Below are 18,682 nucleotides of genomic sequence, written 5' to 3'. Positions count from 1 at the left end.
TGTCCGGCCCCTCCTCCCCCACCGGGGGTTACTTCTTGCGGCGACGCCCGCCGCTGGTCTTCTGCGCCTTGCGACGCTCGGCCCGCGTCAGGCCGTCACCGCCGGCCGAGGCGTCCTCGCTCACGAAGTCGCCCTCGACGATGCTGCCCTCGCCGTCCACCTTCGGCGCGGTGAAGTGCAGCCGGTCCGGACGCTGCGGGGCCTCAAGACCCTTGGCGCGGATCTCCGGACGCCCGGCGGGCGCCGGCACGGCCTCCTCCTTGGTGAGCGAAGGCACCGGGACCTCCTCGACCTGCTGCTCGACCTGGACCTCCAGGTTGAACAGGTAGCCGACGGACTCCTCCTTGATGCCCTCCATCATCGCGGTGAACATGTCGAAGCCCTCGCGCTGGTACTCGACCAGCGGGTCCTTCTGCGCCATCGCCCGCAGGCCGATGCCCTCCTGCAGGTAGTCCATCTCGTAGAGGTGCTCGCGCCACTTGCGGTCGAGCACCGAGAGGACCACGCGGCGCTCCAGCTCACGCATGATGTCCGAGCCGAGCGACTTCTCACGGGCGTCGTACTGCTCGTGGATGTCGTCCTTGACGGACTCGGCGATGAACTCGGCCGTGATGCCCGCACGGTCGCCGGCCGCGTCCTCCAGCTCCTCCACGGTGACCTTCACCGGGTAGAGCTGCTTGAACGCGTTCCAGAGCCGGTCGAGGTCCCACTCCTCCGCGAAGCCCTCGGCGGTCTCCTGGCGGATGTAGTCGTCGATCGTGTCGTCCATGAAGTGCCGGATCTGCTCGTGCAGGTCCTCGCCCTCCAGGACGCGGCGGCGCTCGCCGTAGATGACCTCGCGCTGCCGGTTGAGCACCTCGTCGTACTTCAGGACGTTCTTACGCGTCTCGAAGTTCTGGGTCTCGACCTGCGACTGCGCGGAGGCGATCGCGCGCGTGACCATCTTGTTCTCGATCGGCACGTCGTCCGGCACGTTGGCCATGGCCATGACGCGCTCGACCATCTGGGCCTTGAACAGGCGCATCAGGTCGTCGCCGAGGGAGAGGTAGAAGCGGGACTCGCCCGGGTCGCCCTGACGGCCGGAACGGCCGCGGAGCTGGTTGTCGATCCGGCGCGACTCGTGGCGCTCGGTGCCCAGCACGTACAGCCCGCCGAGCTCCTTGACCTCCTCGAACTCCGCCTTCACGGCCTTCTCGGCGCGCTCCAGGGCGGCGGGGAGGGCCGCGGCCCACTCCTCGACGTGCTCGACCGGGTCCAGGCCCTGCTGGCGCAGCTCCGCCTCGGCGAGGTCGTCCGGGTTGCCGCCGAGCTTGATGTCGGTGCCTCGGCCGGCCATGTTCGTGGCGACGGTGACGGCGCCCTTGCGGCCGGCCTGGGCGACGATCGTCGCCTCACGGTCGTGCTGCTTGGCGTTGAGCACCTCGTGCTGGATGCCGCGCTTGGAGAGCTGCTGCGAGAGGTACTCGGACTTCTCGACCGACGTCGTACCGACGAGGATCGGCTGGCCCTTCTCGTGCTTCTCCGCGATGTCGTCGACGACGGCGGCGAACTTGGCGACCTCGGTCCGGTAGATCAGGTCCGACTGGTCCTTGCGGATCATCGGCCTGTTCGTCGGGATCGGGACGACGCCCAGCTTGTAGATCTGGTGGAACTCGGCGGCCTCGGTCATGGCCGTACCGGTCATGCCGGAGAGCTTGTCGTAGAGGCGGAAGAAGTTCTGCAGGGTGATCGTGGCGAGCGTCTGGTTCTCGTCCTTGATGTCCACCCCTTCCTTCGCCTCGATCGCCTGGTGCATGCCCTCGTTGTAGCGGCGGCCGGCGAGGATACGGCCGGTGTGCTCGTCGACGATCATGACTTCGCCGTCCATGACGACGTAGTCCTTGTCCTTCTTGAACAGTTCCTTGGCCTTGATGGCGTTGTTCAGGTACCCGACGAGCGGGGTGTTCACCGACTCGTAGAGGTTGTCGATGCCCAGCCAGTCCTCGACCTTGGCGACGCCGGCCTCGTGGATGCCGACGGTGCGCTTCTTCTCGTCGACCTCGTAGTCGCCGGTCTCCTCGATGCCCTTGAGCGGGTTTCCGGCCTCACCCTTGGTGAGGCGGGTGACCAGCTTGGCGAAGTCGCCGTACCACTTGGTCGCCTGGTCGGCCGGGCCGGAGATGATCAGCGGCGTACGGGCCTCGTCGACCAGGATGGAGTCGACCTCGTCGACACACGCGTAGTTGTGACCGCGCTGGACGAGCTCCTCCTTGGACCACGCCATGTTGTCGCGCAGGTAGTCGAAGCCGAACTCGTTGTTCGTGCCGTACGTGATGTCGCAGGCGTACTGCTCACGGCGCTGGGCGGGCGTCATGTTGGCGAGGATGCAGCCGACGGTCAGGCCCAGGAACTTGTGGACGCGACCCATCATCTCGGAGTCGCGCTCGGCCAGGTAGTCGTTCACCGTGATCAGGTGCACGCCCTTGCCGGACAGCGCGTTCAGATACGCCGGGAGCGTGCCGACGAGGGTCTTGCCCTCACCGGTCTTCATCTCGGCGACATAGCCGAGGTGGAGGGCGGCGCCGCCCATGATCTGGACGTCGTAGTGACGCTGGCCGAGGACGCGCTTGGCGGCCTCGCGGACGGTCGCGAAGGCTTCGGGGAGCAGGTCGTCGAGGCTCTCACCGTCGGCGTACCGCTGCTTGTACTCATCGGTGAGAGCCCGCAACTCGGCGTCGGAGAGGTTGACGAAATCCTCTTCGATGGAGTTGACCTGGTCCGCGATGCGGTGCAGTTTGCGCAGGATCTTGCCTTCGCCTGCACGCATGAGCTTGTTGAAGACGGACACTGAGGCTGGTCTCCTTGCCGGTCGGGCCTGGCACTGGTCGTGTGATGGACTCGGGCGCGGGCACGGCAGGTGGTCCCCACCGCAACGGCCATCGTAAGCGAGACCGCCGCCGCGCCGGGAGGCCCGAAGGGCCGGAGCGTCACCGCTGCCCGGAATGAGAACGCACGAGACGCGCCGAAGGTGCCGCAGGGCCCGAAAAGTGTTCGCTTCCGGAACCCCCTGAAACTGTTCGCTTCCGGCCGGTCCGGTCACCAGAATGCCGTCATGGAGCCGAAGACACTGACCACGGAACGTCTGACCCTCGCCACGTTCGGGCCGGAGGACGCCGACGAGGTCCACACCATCTGCCAGGACCCCGAGATCCAGCGCTGGACGACGGTGCCCTCGCCCTACGGGCGTCAGGACGCCGAGTTCTTCCTGAACCGCGTGGTCCCGGACGGCTGGCGGAACGACACGGAGTACACGTTCGCCGTACGCCCCCGGGAAGGCGGCCCGATCCTCGCCGCCGCCGCGCTCCACAACCCGCGCTCCGGCGGCTGGGAGGTCGGCTTCTGGACGGCCAAGGAGCACCGCGGCCGCGGCTACATGACCGAGTCCGTCCTGGCCCTGGCCCGCTGGGCCTTCACGGACCTGGCCTGTACGCGCCTGGAGTGGCGGGCCGAGGTCGGCAACGTGGGCTCGCGGGCGACGGCCGAGAAGGCCGGTTTCCGGATGGAGGGCGTGCTGCGGGCCGGGCTGCCGAACAAGGGCGTCCTGCGGGACACCTGGGTGGGCTCGCTGCTCCCCTCGGACCTGGGACTGCCGAGCCCGTTGCCGTACCTGCCGGCTCCGCGGCCGGGGGCATGAGGAGTCGGTGTGAGCAACCCGGGGCCGGAGTGTCAGTGCCGCCCTCTAGGGTGCGGATCATGACCACTGTCCTGCCGCCTGTCGTCGAACTGTCCGCGGACGAAGCCCGCCGGATCGCCCTGCGCGCCCAGGGATTCCTGGGCGCGCCCGACCGCCGCGCGGGCGTGCGAGGCGTCCTGCGGCACCTGGGGCAGGTGCAGCTCGACACGATCTCCGTGCTGGCCCGCTCGCACGAGCTGATCCCGTACGCCCGGCTCGGCGCCGTGGGCCGTACGAAGGTCGAGGACGCGTACTGGACCGACACTCACGCCTTCGAGTACTGGTCGCACGCGGCCTGCATCCTGCCCGTCGAGGAGTGGCCGCTCTTCGCCTTCCGCCGCCGCGCCTACCGCTCCCGCCCGCACTGGAACCACCAGCTGCCGGACGGCGCGTACGACCTGGTGATCAAGCAGCTGCGGGCCGAGGGCCCGCAGACCGCGACGGAGCTCGGCGGTGCGAAGAACAAGGGCGAGTGGTGGGACTGGTCCGAGTCGAAGGTCGCCGTCGAGCGGGCGCTGATGTACGGCGAGGTGGTGTGCACCGAGCGGCGCGGCTGGAAGCGGGTCTACGACCTGGCCGAGCGGGCGATCCCGGACGCCCTGCTCCACGACGAACTGGACGACACCGAGTGCCTTCGGCGGCTCGTGCGGCAGGCCGGCGAGGCGCTGGGGGTGGGCACGCGCGCGGACATCGCCGACTACCACCGGCTGAAGAGCGAGCAGTTCGACGCGGTGGTGGAGGCCTCGGGTCTGGTCCCGGTCACGGTGGCGGGCTGGTCCAAGCCGGCCTGGGCGGATCCGGCGGCGCTGGCGAGCGAGCCGCGCGGCCGGCACCGTACGACGCTCCTGTCGCCGTTCGACTCACTGATCTGGGAGCGGCCGCGGACGGAGCGGATCTTCGGCTTCACGCACCGCCTGGAGGCGTACGTGCCGAAGCAGAAGCGCGTGCACGGCTACTTCGCGATGCCGCTGCTCGCGGGCGGCAGGCTGCTGGGCCGGGTCGACCCGGCACGTGAGGGCCGCACGCTGGTGGCCCGCCAGGTGTCACTGGACTCCGCGAAGGCGGTCGCCCCGATGGCCCAGGCGCTGCGTGAGGCGGCCGAATGGGTGGGCTGCGACGCGGTCCGCATCGACCGCACGAACCGCCCGGACCTCACGGCAGCCTTGACAGCCGCCCTCACCTGATCTCGAGAATCTTCTCCCGTATCGCGACTGCATCCCCCGGGGGGCGACCCCCGGACCCCCAGCAGGGGGCGCTCCGGGCGCAGGACGTCACCTGATCTCGAGGATCTTCTCTCGCATCGCGACTGCATCCCCCGGGGGGCGACCCCCGGACCCCCAGCAGGGGGTGCTCCGGGCGCAGGACGTCACCTGATCTCGAGGATCTTCTCCCGCATCGCGTACACGACCGCCTCCATCCTGGAGTGCAGCTGCAGCTTCTCCAGGATGTTCCGGACGTGGTTCTTCACCGTGTTCTCGGAGATGAACAGCTCCTTCGCGATGTCCCGGTTGTTCATTCCGGTCGCGACGAGCTTGAGGACCTCCAGCTCGCGGTCGGTCAGCCGGGGCGCCGGGACCAGCCGGCGCTCGTCCGTCCGCTGGATCATCGACTTGAACTCGGTGAGGAGCTTGGACGCCATCGAGGGGCTGATCTGCGACTGGCCGTCGGCCACCGCGCGAATCGCGGTGGCGACCTCGTCCGTGGAGATCTCCTTCAGGAGATATCCGGTCGCGCCCGCCTTGATCGCGTCGTACAGATCGGCCTCCTCGTCGCTGATCGTCAGCATGATGATCTTCGCGCTGGGGGCCACCTCCTTGATGGAGGTGCAGGCCTCGATACCGCCACGTTTGGGCATCCGGACATCCATCAGGACGATGTCGGGCAACAGATCCGCGGCCTTGTCGACGGCCTCGGCCCCGTCACCCGCCTCTCCGACGACCTGGATGTCCTCCTCCTGGGCGAGGACGATCTCCAGGCCCCGGCGGAACAGGGCATGGTCGTCCACCACAAGGACCCGGATCGGCTCTTTGCGGGACTCCCCGCTGTCCGAATCCGATCCCTCGGGGATAGCCGCGCCATCGGACTCCCGCCCGCTGTGCACCGGCCCGAAGCTGTCCGCCATCGTTCCTCCCCCTGAGGCCGTGGCCTGAATTCGTGTTCGGTCCTCCAACCGCTGCTCTTGGAGCACCGGTTGGCGTGCACGCCATGATTTCATGCCCGGACGACGATGCGGTGATCCCGTGGTCGCACGGGGGTGCCCCTGGGGGCGCAAGGGGCGCTCCAGGGGCACCGTGACGGACGATGGGGACGTGGTGCTGCGGCTGCGGGTCAGCCGCCGAGGGCACCACCGGCGCCGCCACCCGCGGCGAGCGGGTCGGTCTCCAGGTGGATGACGCCGTAGTCGTACGCGTGTCGCCGGTAGACGACACTCGGCTGCTTCGTGTCGGAGTCGACGAACAGATAGAAGTCGTGACCGACGAGCTCCATCTCGTAGAGCGCCTGGTCGAGGGTCATGGGGGCGGCCGTGTGCGTCTTCTCGCGGACCACCAGGGGGCCTTCGCCCTGTACTTCGATCGTGCCCATCATCGTGGTGGGCACTCCGGCGGCCTCCTCGCCGATCAGCTCGCCGCTTCCGTTGAGCTGAGCGGCGCCCGGCACCACAGCACCGACCTCAGCCGCCGACAGCCTGCCGTTGCCACGGCGCGTGAACCTCTTGTCGTGCTGCTTGCGCAGTCGCGCCTCGAGCTTGCCGTGGGCGAGGTCGAGCGCTGCGTACGGGTCGCCTGCTGCCGCTTCCGCCCGGATCACCGGGCCTCGGGAATGGACGGTGATCTCCACGCGGTCGGACCGGTCGGCCTGCCGCGGGTTGTGCTCCTTGGACACCTCGACGTCGAGGCTGATCACCTTGCCGTCGAGCTTCTGGATCTTCTCCAGCTTCAGCTTCTCGGCCACGTGCTTGCGGAACCGCTCGGGCACCTCGGTCTTGCGGCCCTTGACGACGATGTCCACGCAGAACTCCGTTCCCGGATCGCTCAGGCCGGCTCCTCGGCCGCTGAGCATCTCCCTTTGCACCAGACTCCGGTGAATGCCGGAGCCTCGGACTTGGCGACTTTCACCTCCTCCTCCCCAGTCGGCAAGATCCCCACCCCACCAACCTGAGGTTAATTCGCCCTGAACTCCTGTCCTGTCGGCGCACCCGTGCATTCGGTGAGGCGTAGCATTCGCCATTCCTCACAACCGAACATAGCTCGTTCGGTCGGGTGTCGGCACCCGCTGCAGCCACATACCTCCGTACGGGTGTTTTCACCTCTCATCACCTGCAACGATGCAACGTCCCGGACGGTTCCGGTTTATATCGAACGACGACGGAGAACAGGCCACCACCGCCGCCACCTGCTGTACGAATCCGCTTTCCCTGTCACCTCCGGGCGATCCCGGAATGAACGGCGGGTGTACGGCACTCAGTGCCCGCGCCGCTTCCGCCAACGAGGCGCCCGTGGTCATCAGATCGTCCACGAGCACCACCCGCCCGCGCTCGATGAGCCGGCTGCCGCCTGGCACGACCTCCAGCGCCCCGGCGAGGTTGGCGAACCGCCCGGGGGCGCCGAGCCCGGACTGGTCCGCGACGGCACGGCGCTGGCGCAGAACCGGAATCACCCGTGCGGCCCGCCCCCGACGGCGCAACCGGCCCGCGGCGGCCAGCGCGATGCGCCTCGTCGGATCGTGGCCACGTGCCCGCACCGAGCGCCGGGAGGAGGGCATCGGTACGAGGAGAAGGGAATCCGCCCCCGAGCCGTCACAGCGCCCGGCAGCCGCCTCCACGGCGCCGGCGAGCGCGGAGCCGAGGGGTCCGGCGAGGGAGAGCGCGCCGCGTTCCTTGTGGGCCAGGAGCACGGAACGTACGGCGTCGGCATACGGCGCCGCGGCATGCACCATCGGCAGTCCGGCCGGCTCGGGCAGGGGCCTCACCCGGCGCGGTCCGTGGTCCGTCAGCTCCGCCCGGCAGCGCGGGCACAGCTCCGAACGAGGCCTGCCGCAGCCTCCGCAGGCGACCGGCAGCACCAGCCCGGCGATCTCGCGCCACCACCCCCGCATGGCTCCACTGTCCTCCCGCCGGACCCACCCGGCCACCCCTGTGGAAAACGGGTGAACGGGGGGCGGGGCCGGGCCGGGACAGCCGGACGGCGCTAGCCCGGATAGACCGGCGAGGAGCCCGCGATCTTGACCAGCCGCTGCCAGTTCGCGCCGGGCATCAGGCGCACGATGCCGTCGTTGCCGGAGTCGGCGACCACCGGGGCCTTGTCGTCGTTCGGCGCGGCGACCGCCGTCACCCCGTTGAGTCCGGGCAGCACCGAGGTCGCCGAGGTCGCCCCGTCCGTCTGGATGTACCGCACCTGCTGGACCCCGCCGGCCTCCTTGCCGACGACGACGAGCCTGCTCGGACCGGCCCAGGACACGGCCGTGACCGTCTCCATGCGCGGAGCCACGGGCTGCAGGTCCACGACCGACACCGTCGGCCGCGTCCCGTCGTCCTCACGCTCCACGCGCCCGATCTTCAGCGTGGTGCCGCCGTCCTTCTCCTTCAGGAGCAGGGCCATCCGCACGCCGTCCGCCGAGACCCGCAGCGACTCGACGCGCGCGCCGTCCGTCAGCCAGGGCGCCCGTACCTCCACGGGCTCTCCCTCACCGTCCGGAATCATCCACAGCCGCGGCTTCGCGGGGTTGCGGTCCGCGACCCACAGATCGCCCCGGCCGTCCCAGCTCGGTGCGGACAAGCGGTCCTCGGGCCGGGCCGCGGTGCTCGTCAGCAGCGCCGGGCGCAGCTCGTGGTCGGAGAGGATCGACGACACGCGCAGCTCGCGGCCGTCCTTGCCGACCCCGGCCGCGCGGCTCTCGTCGCGGTCGACCGCCACCGACCGCAGCGGTGTCGCGCCCTTGCCGAAGGGCCCCAGCGTCGCGTCCGCCTCCGCGTCCTCCTTGCCGCCGATCGGCAGCGTCTTCAGCGTGCCGTGCTCGTCGACGAAGAACGGGTTCTCCGCCCGGCCCGAGTCGCGCACCGGCGCGAACTCCTCGGCCTGCGCCTTGGACAGCACACACAGCCGTCCGCCGTCGGAACCCCGCTGCAGCTCCACCTGCTCGACCCGTACGGACGTCAGATCGCCGAGCGTGAACAACAACTGAGCCGCCATCCGCCGGCACACCTCCCCGCCCACATGGTCCGCCTTGGCGTTGAGCGGCACCTTCAGCGTGGACTGGTCGTCCGTCGCGAGCGTGGTGACACCTTCCTTCAGCCGCGTACCGGAGGGGAAACGTGAATCGACGGCCTGCTTCAGCCAGTTCGTCGGCCCCTCGAGCAGCGCCTTCACGGTCTGCGTCACCGGATCCATCCGGGTCACCGGGTCCTGCCGCTGCCGGATGTAGACCGGGTCGGCGACGACCCAGTCCTCTCCGGAGGCGAAGTAGTACGTGTTGACGGAGCGGTAGTTGCGCTGGAAGTCAGCCTCGCTGAGCACCAGGCCGGGCGGAAGGTGGTCGATGCGCCACTCCTTGCCCTTGCCGTCCGCCGCGGGCTGTTGCACGACGTGGATGAAGTCCCGGTACTCGGCAGGGTTCCTCGGCTGGTAGGCGTGCCGGGCGTCCACGGTCGCGATCTGCCGGCCGTGGATCGGATAGGACCGCCCCTGGCCCTCGGGATCGGCGCGCCGGTCGGCCTGCTCGCGGTCCGGCGCGGTCGTGAGCACGGTGATGCTCTGATCCGGCTTCCAGCTCCGCGCGGCCTCCTTCGTCAGATACTTCCTGGCCGTCGCGAAACCCGGATCGTCACTGGTCATGGCCTCCAGGAAGCCGTCGACGATCTCGTCCGGCTCCGCGTTCTCCCGCGGCTGCACGGCATACACACGGACCTGCGAGTCGCCCGGGTTGGACGCCTTGACCTGGCGTACGTCCCCGCTGTCGGGCATCGTCGCGCAGCCGGCCACCAGCAGCCCGCCGCACGCCAGCAGCACGCTCGACCGCACGGTACGGGCGGACGACCGGGCGGCCGGGCGCGCGGGCGTGCGCGCGGCGGACAGCTCCCCGCTGCCGCCCGTGCCGCGGGCCTGGTCGACGCGGCCGTTCTCCGCTGTCTCCCGTGCCTCCCGTCGGACCGGGGAAGTCCCTCGCCCCCCAAGCCCGTCGGCCGCCTTCCGCTCTCCTCGGAAGTCAGCGCCCACGTGTCCCGTCCTCCCCCTCGGCGTTCGTCGACGCCATCACCTCACTGCCGTCCGCCTCGGCCGCCGTCCGCGCGACCACCCGGGCGCCACTGCCCGGCAGCGCCGTCGGGTCCACCGTGGCCCGCTGCACGGGCGGCAGCCGCGGCGGTACGGGAAGGGCCGGACGGTCTCCCGCGGGCTGCACCGGCAACGACACCGGGCGCGGCCCGCTCTCCCGCGCCTGCCCCTCGCCGCGCCCCTGCGCCTGGATCCGTGCCCGGCTCTGCGCCTGGCTCTGCTCGCGGTTGCGCCGCGAGTCCTCCGGCTCCAGCGGGATCGGGGATCCGCGCAGCGGCTCGTCCGCGGTGCGCGGCAGGGTGAGCCGGAACTGCGAGCCGCCGCCGGGCTCTCCCCAGGCCTGGAGCCAGCCGCCGTGCAACCGCGCGTCCTCGACCGCGATCGACAGGCCCAGGCCCGTCCCGCCGGTGGTACGCGCGCGTGCAGGGTCGGCCCGCCAGAAGCGGTTGAAGACACGGGTCGCCTCGCCCGGCTTGAGGCCCACCCCGTAGTCCCGCACGGCGACGGCGACGGCCCCGCCGGCCGCGGCCAGCTTGACGATCACGTCCCGGCCCTCGCCGTGCTCGACCGCGTTGACCACCAGGTTCCGCAGCACCCGCTCGACCCGGCGGGCGTCCGCCTCGGCCACGACCGGCTGCTCGTCGCCGACGACCACGATCCGGCCGCCCTTGCGCTCGGCGAGCGGCTCGGCGCCGCCGATCACCCGTCGTACGACCTGGCGCAGGTCTATCGGCTCGGCCTCCAGGGCCGCCGCTCCCGCGTCGAAGCGGCTGATCTCCAGCAGATCGGCGAGCAGCGACTCGAATCGGTCGAGCTGGTCGCCGAGCAGTTCGGCGGAGCGGGCGGTGACGGGGTCGAAGTCGACACGGGCCTCGTGGATGACGTCGGCCGCCATCCGTACCGTCGTCAGCGGCGTACGCAGCTCGTGCGACACGTCCGACACGAACCGCCGCTGCATCCGCGAGAGCTCCTCCAGCTGCTGGATCTTGAGCTGGAGGTTCTGCGCCATCTTGTTGAAGGCCTCACCGAGCCGGGCGATGTCGTCCTCGCCGGTGACCTTCATCCGCTCCTGCAGACGGCCGGCCGACAGCCGCTCGGCGACGCCAGCCGCCATCCGCACGGGGGTGACGATCTGGCGCACCACGAGCCAGGCGATGGCGCCGAGCAGGACGACCACGAACAGTCCGGCGGTCGCCAGCGTGCCCTTGACCAGGGTGAGCGAATCCTCCTCCTGCGTCAGCGGGAAGAGGTAGTACAGCTCGTACTGGGTGCCCTCGGCATCGTTGAGCCGCTTGCCGACCACAAGGCTGGGCTCGGACTCCTTGCCGTTGGTGTAGTGGATCCGGGTGTACGTCTGGAACGTGCCCGCGCCCTGGGCTACGGAGTGCCGCAGCTCGGTGGGAATGCTGGAGTCCGGATCGACCTCACCGGAGGCACGGGCGCCGCGGCTCGCGGGCCCGTCCGAGTCCTCCAGGGACAGCGCGACCACGTTGAACGCGCTCTGGCCACCACTGGCGAGCTGCTCGACCAGCGTGGAGCGCCAGGTGAGCGAGGAACCGGCCCGGCCGCCCTCCTGCCCGCCCGGCCCGGACGGCGTGGTCGCCGCCTTGTCCTGGGCGGCGGAGAAACCACCGGCGGCCTGGCTCTGGGCGGCCTTCTCTTTGGCGTCGAGGAGACCGTTGCGGACCTGGCCGATGACGACCAGGCCGAGCAGCAGCACCACACCGAGGGACATCAGCAGCGTGCCCGCGACGACCCGCAGCTGGATGTTCCGCCGCCACAGCCGTACGGCCGGGAGCAGCGGACGGCGCACCCAGCGCACGAGCAGCCGGAGGGCTGATCCGCCCGGCGCCCCGTCCTGGAGCAGACGGCCGAATCGCGAGCCCCCCCGCCCCGGTCCGGCAGCCCGCCCCGACCGGAACCCCGGCTCCCCGGGCTTCGGAGCAGTACTGCCTGCGCTCATGTCAGCTCGGCCCCGCCTTGTAGCCGACACCGCGGACGGTCACCACGATCTCCGGCCGCTCCGGATCCTTCTCGACCTTCGAGCGCAGCCGCTGGACGTGCACGTTCACCAGCCGGGTGTCGGCCGCGTGCCGGTAGCCCCAGACCTGCTCGAGGAGGACCTCACGGGTGAACACCTGCCACGGCTTACGGGCCAGCGCGACGAGCAGGTCGAACTCGAGCGGCGTCAGGGCGATGGACTGCCCGTCCCGCTTCACCGAGTGACCGGCCACGTCGATGACCAGATCGCCTATGGCGAGCTGCTCCGGCGCGGGCTCCTCGGACCTCCGCAGCCGCGCCCGGATACGGGCGACGAGCTCCTTCGGCTTGAACGGCTTGACGATGTAGTCGTCGGCCCCGGACTCGAGACCCACCACCACGTCGACGGTGTCGCTCTTGGCGGTCAGCATCACGATGGGCACCCCGGACTCGGCCCTGATGAGCCGGCACACCTCGATGCCGTCCCGTCCGGGCAGCATCAGGTCCAGCAGTACCAGGTCCGGCTTGGTCTCCCGGAATGCGGCGAGCGCCTTGTCGCCGTCCGCGACGAACGACGGCTCGAACCCTTCACCCCGCAGCACAATGCCGAGCATCTCGGCCAGTGCGGTGTCGTCGTCGACGACAAGAACGCGTCCCTTCATATCGACATCATCCCATTTCCGTATCAGTCTCAAGGCGGCTGGTGAGATACCTCACTGACCAGCGGCGACGTCCGTGATCGTCTCCACCGCCGGTCGCCCCTGTCCGTGGGTGTTGATGCCAGACATGGATGTCACCCCCGTGGCCCCCGTCGGCCGCCTTGAACCGTACCCCGAGCGCCCCCACCTGGCCCATGGAGCGACTCGCACCAGTTCGCGGGGATCGGACACCCACCCGCCGCCACACCCCCGCCGCTGCGGTTTGTACGTACTGATCAGGCATCCGCCCCATCTGCCCCCGGACCTCCGCCGCAGAAGGCCGGAAAGGTAATACCGGCCCCCGCCCACCGGTGGGTCCCTCGTGGCACGATGGCTCACGGCCCGCCGCCCCCACCGGGGATCGGCCACTGAGACCGCGCCGGCTCGCCGAGCCGGCCCCGCGACCATTCCTCGAGGTGGACGACCGTGAACGACACTCCGGGCTGGACCTCGCCCGGATCTGCTCCCTCCGACGGCCAGGACGGTTCCGGCGTTCCCCGGCCCGCGACGCCCGGTGACGCGAACGGCTCCGCCCCGCAGTGGTCCAAGGACCAGCCGCCCGCCGGACAGTGGTCCCCGCCGACCGCCCCGGCTCCCGTCCCCGGCCAGGCGTCCGGCCCCCAGCCCGGCCAGGGCTGGGGCGGCCCGCCGCAGTACGGGAACTGGGGCAGGCCGCCGGCCGCCAAGCCCGGTGTGATCCCCCTGCGCCCCCTCGGTATGGGCGAGATCCTCGACGGCGCCGTGTCGACGATGCGCACCTACTGGCGCACCGTCCTGACGATCACTGTCACCGTCGCAGTGATCGCCCAGGTCGCCGACATCCTCGTCCAGCGCTACCTCGTCCCCACGCAGCCCGAGATCAACCCGGACGCGTCCCCGGACGAGGCCATCGCCCAGCTCGGCGACTCCGTGCAGACGAGTCTCATCGCCTCGGTCCCGGCGATCCTCATCCTCCTGATGGCCACCCTGGTGAGCGCCGCGCTGCTCACGGTGGTGATCAGCCGCGCGGTCCTCGGCCGCCCGGTCTCGATCGGTGCCGCCTGGCAGGAGGCCCGCCCCCGGCTGCTCCAGCTGCTCGGGCTGACCTTGCTGCTGCCACTGATGAGCGCGGCCATCATGTTCGTCGCCATGCTCCCCGGGATCCTCGTGGGTGCCGAGGCCGGCGCGGCGCTCATCGCCCTCGGCGCTCTGGGCGGCGTGGTGGTCGTCGTCTGGCTGATGGTCCGCTTCAGCCTGGCCTCCCCCGCCCTGATGCTGGAGCGGCAGGGCGTCCTCGCGTCGATGAAGCGCTCGGCCAAGCTGGTCCAGGGCACCTGGTGGCGGATCTTCGGCATCACGCTGCTGACGCAGCTGCTGCTCCTCCTCGTGGCGATGATCATCGCCATCCCGTTCACGTTCATCGGGATCGCCGTCGACGGCGACGGCTTCGGCGGCCTGCTCTCCGGCTCCACCCCCGAGTTCGGCTGGTCGTTCCTGATCATCACCGGCATCGGCGGAGTCATCACCAACGCGATCATCTACCCGATCTCGGCCGGTGTGACCGTCCTCCTCTACGTCGACCAGCGCATCCGTCGCGAGGCCCTGGACCTCGAACTCGCCAGGGCCGCCGGTGTCCCCGGATACGGCCCCGCTCCCGGCGACCCGGCCACCGAAGGCTGACGGGGTGACCGACACGGGGGGCATGATCACGGCGCGGCTGCCACTACGCGGCGCCGACGACGTACCGGTGGACATTCCCCGCGACCCCGCACGGGAGGCGGCGGAGCGGGAACTGTCCAAGCCGATGTACCACGAGAACGACCCCAACCTGCTCGAACGCGCCCTCGACCGCTTCTGGAAGTGGGTCGGCGGCCTCTTCGACACCGCCTCAGGAGCAACCCCCGGCGGCCTGCTCGGACTTCTCGTGATCGTCGTGGTCGTGCTCGCCCTGGTCGGCGCGCTCTGGTGGCGGCTCGACACACCGCGGCGCACCCCCGCCACCGGTGACTCCCTGTTCGAGGACGGCCCCCGCACGGCCGACGAGCACCGGGCGGCGGCCGCCCGGCACGCCGCCGCCGGCCACTGGAACCAGGCCGTCCAGGAACGGATGCGGGCGATCGTCCGCTCCCTGGAGGAGCGCACCCTGCTCGACCCCCGCCCCGGCCGCACCGCCGACGAGGCCGCCGCCGAGGCGGCCCGCGCCCTGCCCTCGCACACCGACGAACTCCGGGCCGCGGCCCGCTCCTTCGACGACGTCACATACGGTGGCCGTACGGCCGACGAGCCGGCGTACCGTCGCATCGAGGAACTGGACACGTCCTTGGAGCGGACCAGGCCCTCCTTCGACACCGTCACCGCGGGAGCTCCCGAATGAGCCGTCCGCGTACCAGCCCCACTTCGGCCTCGCTTGCGCCCCGTCAGATCTGGACCAGGGCCCGCGGGGTGCTCCTCGTCCTCGCCCTGATCGTCATAGGCGGCGTCGCCCTGGCGACCCTGCGCTCCGCCGACCAGCACGGCCGCCTCGACCCCCGCTCGGCCGACCCCAACGGCAGCCGTGCCGTCGCCGAGATCCTCAAGGCCCAGGGCGTCGCCGTCCAGGTGGTCACGACCCTCGACGAGGTCACCACCGCCACCGGCGCCGACAGCACCCTCCTGGTCACCACCCCGGATCTGCTGACCGTCTCTCAACAGTCCACGCTGCACCGGACCATGGCCACCTCCGGCGGCCGCACCCTCCTCGTCGGCGCCGGCCACGCCTCGCTCGGCACCCTGGCCCCCGGGGTCACCGCCGCCACCAGCACGTCGGTGACGGACCGTGAACCCGCCTGCTCCTTCCCCGCCGCCGTCCGCGCCGGCCGCGTCGACATCGGCGGCGAGCGCTACACCGCCCTCGACGGCGCGGACACCTGCTACCCCGCCGACGGACAGCCCACCCTGGTCGTCACACCGGCCTCCGGTGGCGGCGACACCGTCCTCCTCGGCTCCGCCGACATCCTCTACAACGAGCGTCTCGACCAGCAGGGCAACGCCTCGCTCGCCCTCCAACTCCTCGGCTCCCGCCCTCATCTCGTCTGGTACCTCCCTTCGCTCTCCGACAGTTCCGTCACCGAGGGCGCCCCGGGGGAGACCCCGGACAGCACCACCGACGACTTCCTCTCGCTCGTCCCCTCGGGCTGGCTGTGGGGGACCCTCCAACTCGCCCTCGCCGCCCTCCTCGCCGCCATCTGGCGGGGCCGCCGCCTCGGCCCGCTGGTGACCGAACCCCTCCCGGTCGCCATCCGTGCCTCCGAAGCCACCGAGGGCCGCGCCCGCCTCTACCGCAAGGGCAACGCGCGCGACCGCGCCGCCTCCGTCCTGCGCACCGCGACCCGCACCCGGATCGCCCCTCTGCTCGGCGTCGCCTCTCAGGACGCCCACTCCCCCGAGACCCTGCTCCCCGCGCTCTCCGCCCGGCTCTCCGGGACCGCCGCGGACCCCAGGGACCTTCTCTTCGGCCCGGCTCCCGCCGACGACGCCGCTCTCATCCGCCTGGCGGACCAACTCGACGCCCTCGAAAGAGAGGTACGCACCTCATGAGCGCCCCGACCCCCGAGACCCGTACGACCTCGGACGCCCGCGCCTCCCTGGAGGCCCTGCGCGCCGAGATCGGGAAGGCCGTGGTCGGCCAGGACCCCGCCGTCACCGGACTCGTCGTCGCACTCCTCTGCCGAGGCCACGTCCTTCTCGAAGGAGTCCCCGGCGTCGCCAAGACGCTGCTGGTCCGTGCGCTCGCCGCGACGCTCGAACTCGACACCAAGCGCGTCCAGTTCACCCCCGATCTGATGCCGAGCGACGTCACCGGCTCACTGGTCTACGACGCCCGTACCGCCGAGTTCTCCTTCCAGCCCGGTCCGGTCTTCACCAACCTGCTGCTCGCCGACGAGATCAACCGCACGCCCCCCAAGACCCAGTCCTCCCTCCTCGAGGCCATGGAGGAACGTCAGGTCACCGTCGACGGCACCCCCCGTCCACTGCCCGACCCGTTCCTTGTCGCGGCAACCCAGAACCCTGTCGAATACGAGGGCACCTATCCCCTCCCCGAAGCCCAACTCGACCGCTTCCTGCTGAAACTGACGGTCCCTCTGCCCTCCCGCGAGGACGAGATCAACGTCCTGACCCGGCATGCGAACGGCTTCAACCCCCGCGACCTCCAGGCCGCCGGAGTCCGCCCGGTCGCCGGCCCCGCCGAACTCGAGGCCGCCCGCGATGCCGTCGCCAAGACCTCGGTCTCCCCCGAGATCGCCGGCTATGTCGTCGATATCTGTCGTGCCACGCGTGAATCCCCCTCGCTCACCCTCGGGGTCTCCCCCCGAGGCGCCACCGCCCTGCTCTCCACCGCCCGCGCCTGGGCCTGGCTCACCGGCCGGGACTATGTCACCCCGGACGATGTGAAGGCCCTGGCTCTCCCCACTCTCCGCCACCGCGTCCAACTGCGGCCCGAGGCCGAGATGGAGGGCGTCACCGCCGACTCCGTCATCAACTCGATCCTCGCCCACGTCCCCGTACCCCGCTGAGAACGGCGCCCCATGGCCCTCACCGGACGAACCGCGCTGCTCGCCGCCCTCGGATCGCTCCCCGTCGGCATCCTCGCCCCCAGTTGGACGGGGATGCTCGCGGTGAACGCGCCCCTCTCACTCGCAATTCTGTGCGACTACGCGATGGCCGCGCCAGTGCGAACGCTCCAGTTCACCCGAAGTGGTGACACAACAGTTCGACTGGGTGACGGGGCGGAGGTCCAGCTCACGGTCACGAACCGCTCCCGCCGCCGCCTCCGGGCCCAGCTCCGCGACGCCTGGCCGCCCAGCAGCTGGCTCCCCGGCACCGAACAGACCGCGTCCCGGCAGAAGCTGACCGTCCCCGCAGGCGAACGCCGACGCATCACCACGTCACTGCTCCCCACCCGCCGAGGCGACCGTCAGGCCGCACGCGTCACCGTCCGTTCCTACGGCCCCCTCGGCCTGGCCGCCCGGCAGGGCAACCACACCGTGCCGTGGACGCTCCGCGTCCTCCCGCCGTTCGCGAGCCGAAAGCACCTGCCGTCACGACTGGCCCGCCTCCGCGAGCTCGACGGCCGCACCAGCGTCCTCACCCGCGGCGAAGGCACGGAGTTCGACAGCCTCCGCGAGTACGTACCGGGCGACGACACCCGCTCCATCGACTGGCGGGCCACCGCACGACAGACCACCGTCGCCGTCCGCACCTGGCGCCCCGAGCGAGACCGTCACATCCTGATCGTCCTCGACACCGGCCGAACCTCTGCAGGCCGCGTCGGAGACGTCCCCCGCCTCGACGCTGCCATGGACGCCGCTCTTCTCCTCACGGCCCTCGCCTCCCGCGCCGGCGACCGCGTCGACCTCCTGGCCTACGACCGCCGCCTCCGCGCCCAGGTACAGGGCCGCTCGGCCGGCGATGTCCTGCCCGCCGTGGTGAACGCCCTGGCCACGATCGAGCCCGAACTCGTGGAGACTGACGCCCGCGCCCTCGCGGCCACCGCCCTCGCCCGAGCCCCGCGCCGCTCGCTCCTCGTTCTGCTCACCAGCCTCGACGCGGCCCCGATCGAGGAGGGCCTCCTCCCGGTCCTCCCGCAGCTCACGCAGCGCCACACGGTGCTCGTGGCCTCTGTCGCCGACCCGCACACCGACCGCATGGCGGCCGGCCGCGGCACGATCGACGCCGTCTACGAAGCCGCTGCAGCCACCCAGGCCCAGGCTCAGCGCCACCGCACCGCGGACCAGCTCCGCCGCCACGGCGTCACGGTCGTCGACGCCACCCCGGAGAACCTCGCGCCCGCCCTCGCGGACGCTTATCTGGCCCTCAAGGCGGCCGGGCGACTCTGAAGACGCGTGTGGCTCCCGCAAGGGAGCCACACGGTTAGAAAATGGATCCTGAACGCAGAAAAGCCCCGCACCAAGATGGTGCGGGGCTTTCCCACAATGATTGTTCGGCGGCGTCCTACTCTCCCACAGGGTCCCCCCTGCAGTACCATCGGCGCTGAAAGGCTTAGC

14 protein-coding genes and 1 rRNA gene are annotated in these 18,682 nt (G+C 70.9%); 7 read left to right on the top strand and 8 right to left on the bottom strand.

Annotated features, from left to right (window positions below; genetic code table 11):
• Positions 1-28: 28 nt before the first annotated feature.
• Entirely contained in the window at positions 29-2,827 is a 2,799-nt protein-coding gene (secA, locus tag ACZ4VI_RS33535; RefSeq protein ID WP_468005511.1) for a preprotein translocase subunit SecA, read from the bottom strand.
• A gap of 264 nt (positions 2,828-3,091) precedes the next feature.
• On the opposite strand from secA, the gene ACZ4VI_RS33530 reads away from it, so the two are divergent.
• Positions 3,092-3,673, top strand: a complete 582-nt coding sequence (locus ACZ4VI_RS33530) for a GNAT family N-acetyltransferase (protein WP_468005509.1) — start codon at positions 3,092-3,094, stop codon at positions 3,671-3,673.
• 59 nt (positions 3,674-3,732) lie between these two features.
• A complete protein-coding gene (locus ACZ4VI_RS33525) occupies positions 3,733-4,896 on the top strand; it encodes a winged helix-turn-helix domain-containing protein (protein WP_468005507.1) in 1,164 nt (387 codons plus the stop codon).
• Positions 4,897-5,078: 182 nt separating this feature from the next.
• On the opposite strand, the gene ACZ4VI_RS33520 is transcribed toward ACZ4VI_RS33525, so the two are convergent.
• The 6 genes from ACZ4VI_RS33520 to mtrA all read right to left on the bottom strand — a co-directional run bounded on the left by ACZ4VI_RS33520 (position 5,079) and on the right by mtrA (position 12,623).
• Positions 5,079-5,834, bottom strand: coding sequence for a response regulator (locus ACZ4VI_RS33520; protein WP_468005505.1), 756 nt, complete (start codon positions 5,832-5,834; stop codon positions 5,079-5,081).
• A 206-nt stretch (positions 5,835-6,040) separates the two neighbouring features.
• Positions 6,041-6,721 (bottom strand): ribosome hibernation-promoting factor, HPF/YfiA family, encoded by a 681-nt coding sequence (gene hpf / locus ACZ4VI_RS33515; RefSeq protein WP_468005504.1) that lies wholly within the window; start codon positions 6,719-6,721, stop codon positions 6,041-6,043.
• Positions 6,722-7,015: 294 nt separating this feature from the next.
• Entirely contained in the window at positions 7,016-7,807 is a 792-nt protein-coding gene (locus ACZ4VI_RS33510) for a ComF family protein (RefSeq protein ID WP_468005502.1), read from the bottom strand.
• A gap of 92 nt (positions 7,808-7,899) precedes the next feature.
• Entirely contained in the window at positions 7,900-9,672 is a 1,773-nt protein-coding gene (locus ACZ4VI_RS33505; protein ID WP_468005538.1) for an LpqB family beta-propeller domain-containing protein, read from the bottom strand.
• 241 nt (positions 9,673-9,913) lie between these two features.
• Positions 9,914-11,944 carry an MtrAB system histidine kinase MtrB gene (gene mtrB / locus ACZ4VI_RS33500; protein ID WP_468005500.1) on the bottom strand — a complete coding sequence of 677 codons (2,031 nt, stop codon included), beginning with the start codon at positions 11,942-11,944 and terminating at the stop codon, positions 9,914-9,916.
• Between the two features lies 1 nt (position 11,945).
• Positions 11,946-12,623: a two-component system response regulator MtrA gene (gene mtrA / locus ACZ4VI_RS33495; RefSeq protein ID WP_028804982.1), complete on the bottom strand. Its 678-nt coding sequence runs from the start codon at positions 12,621-12,623 to the stop codon at positions 11,946-11,948.
• A gap of 462 nt (positions 12,624-13,085) precedes the next feature.
• Between mtrA and ACZ4VI_RS33490 the strand changes: the two genes are divergently transcribed.
• Genes ACZ4VI_RS33490 through ACZ4VI_RS33470 form a run of 5 tightly spaced genes read left to right on the top strand, consistent with a single transcriptional unit; the run spans position 13,086 to position 18,514 of the window.
• A complete protein-coding gene (locus ACZ4VI_RS33490; protein ID WP_468005498.1) occupies positions 13,086-14,318 on the top strand; it encodes a DUF7847 domain-containing protein in 1,233 nt (410 codons plus the stop codon).
• Between the two features lie 4 nt (positions 14,319-14,322).
• Positions 14,323-15,012 carry a DUF4129 domain-containing protein gene (locus ACZ4VI_RS33485; protein ID WP_468005496.1) on the top strand — a complete coding sequence of 230 codons (690 nt, stop codon included), beginning with the start codon at positions 14,323-14,325 and terminating at the stop codon, positions 15,010-15,012.
• Positions 15,009-16,214, top strand: a complete 1,206-nt coding sequence (locus tag ACZ4VI_RS33480) for a DUF4350 domain-containing protein (RefSeq protein WP_468005494.1) — start codon at positions 15,009-15,011, stop codon at positions 16,212-16,214. The genes ACZ4VI_RS33485 and ACZ4VI_RS33480 overlap by 4 nt, the downstream gene beginning before the upstream one ends.
• Positions 16,211-17,191, top strand: a complete 981-nt coding sequence (locus tag ACZ4VI_RS33475) for an AAA family ATPase (RefSeq protein WP_468005492.1) — start codon at positions 16,211-16,213, stop codon at positions 17,189-17,191. The genes ACZ4VI_RS33480 and ACZ4VI_RS33475 overlap by 4 nt, the downstream gene beginning before the upstream one ends.
• Before the next feature lie 12 nt (positions 17,192-17,203).
• Positions 17,204-18,514 (top strand): DUF58 domain-containing protein, encoded by a 1,311-nt coding sequence (locus ACZ4VI_RS33470; RefSeq protein WP_468005490.1) that lies wholly within the window; start codon positions 17,204-17,206, stop codon positions 18,512-18,514.
• Between the two features lie 102 nt (positions 18,515-18,616).
• On the opposite strand, the gene rrf is transcribed toward ACZ4VI_RS33470, so the two are convergent.
• A 5S ribosomal RNA gene (gene rrf / locus ACZ4VI_RS33465) occupies positions 18,617-18,682 on the bottom strand; the annotation flags it as partial.

It is taken from the genome of Streptomyces sp. NPDC029169, assembly GCF_055563935.1.
The sequence above is the reverse complement of the archived record's forward strand: the minus strand, read 5'-3'. Positions and strand labels throughout refer to the sequence as shown.

Excerpts from the sequence above, each read along its gene's own strand:
- ACZ4VI_RS33480 (WP_468005494.1), top strand. The coding sequence starts at position 15,009 with ATGAGCCGTCCGCGTACCAGCCCCACTTCGGCCTCGCTTGCGCCCCGT.
- ACZ4VI_RS33510 (WP_468005502.1), bottom strand. The coding sequence starts at position 7,807 with ATGCGGGGGTGGTGGCGCGAGATCGCCGGGCTGGTGCTGCCGGTCGCC.
- ACZ4VI_RS33530 (WP_468005509.1), top strand. The coding sequence starts at position 3,092 with ATGGAGCCGAAGACACTGACCACGGAACGTCTGACCCTCGCCACGTTC.
- ACZ4VI_RS33505 (WP_468005538.1), bottom strand. The coding sequence starts at position 9,672 with ATGCCCGACAGCGGGGACGTACGCCAGGTCAAGGCGTCCAACCCGGGC.
- ACZ4VI_RS33520 (WP_468005505.1), bottom strand. The coding sequence starts at position 5,834 with ATGGCGGACAGCTTCGGGCCGGTGCACAGCGGGCGGGAGTCCGATGGC.
- mtrA (WP_028804982.1), bottom strand. The coding sequence starts at position 12,623 with ATGAAGGGACGCGTTCTTGTCGTCGACGACGACACCGCACTGGCCGAG.
- mtrB (WP_468005500.1), bottom strand. The coding sequence starts at position 11,944 with ATGAGCGCAGGCAGTACTGCTCCGAAGCCCGGGGAGCCGGGGTTCCGG.
- ACZ4VI_RS33470 (WP_468005490.1), top strand. The coding sequence starts at position 17,204 with ATGGCCCTCACCGGACGAACCGCGCTGCTCGCCGCCCTCGGATCGCTC.
- ACZ4VI_RS33525 (WP_468005507.1), top strand. The coding sequence starts at position 3,733 with ATGACCACTGTCCTGCCGCCTGTCGTCGAACTGTCCGCGGACGAAGCC.
- ACZ4VI_RS33475 (WP_468005492.1), top strand. The coding sequence starts at position 16,211 with ATGAGCGCCCCGACCCCCGAGACCCGTACGACCTCGGACGCCCGCGCC.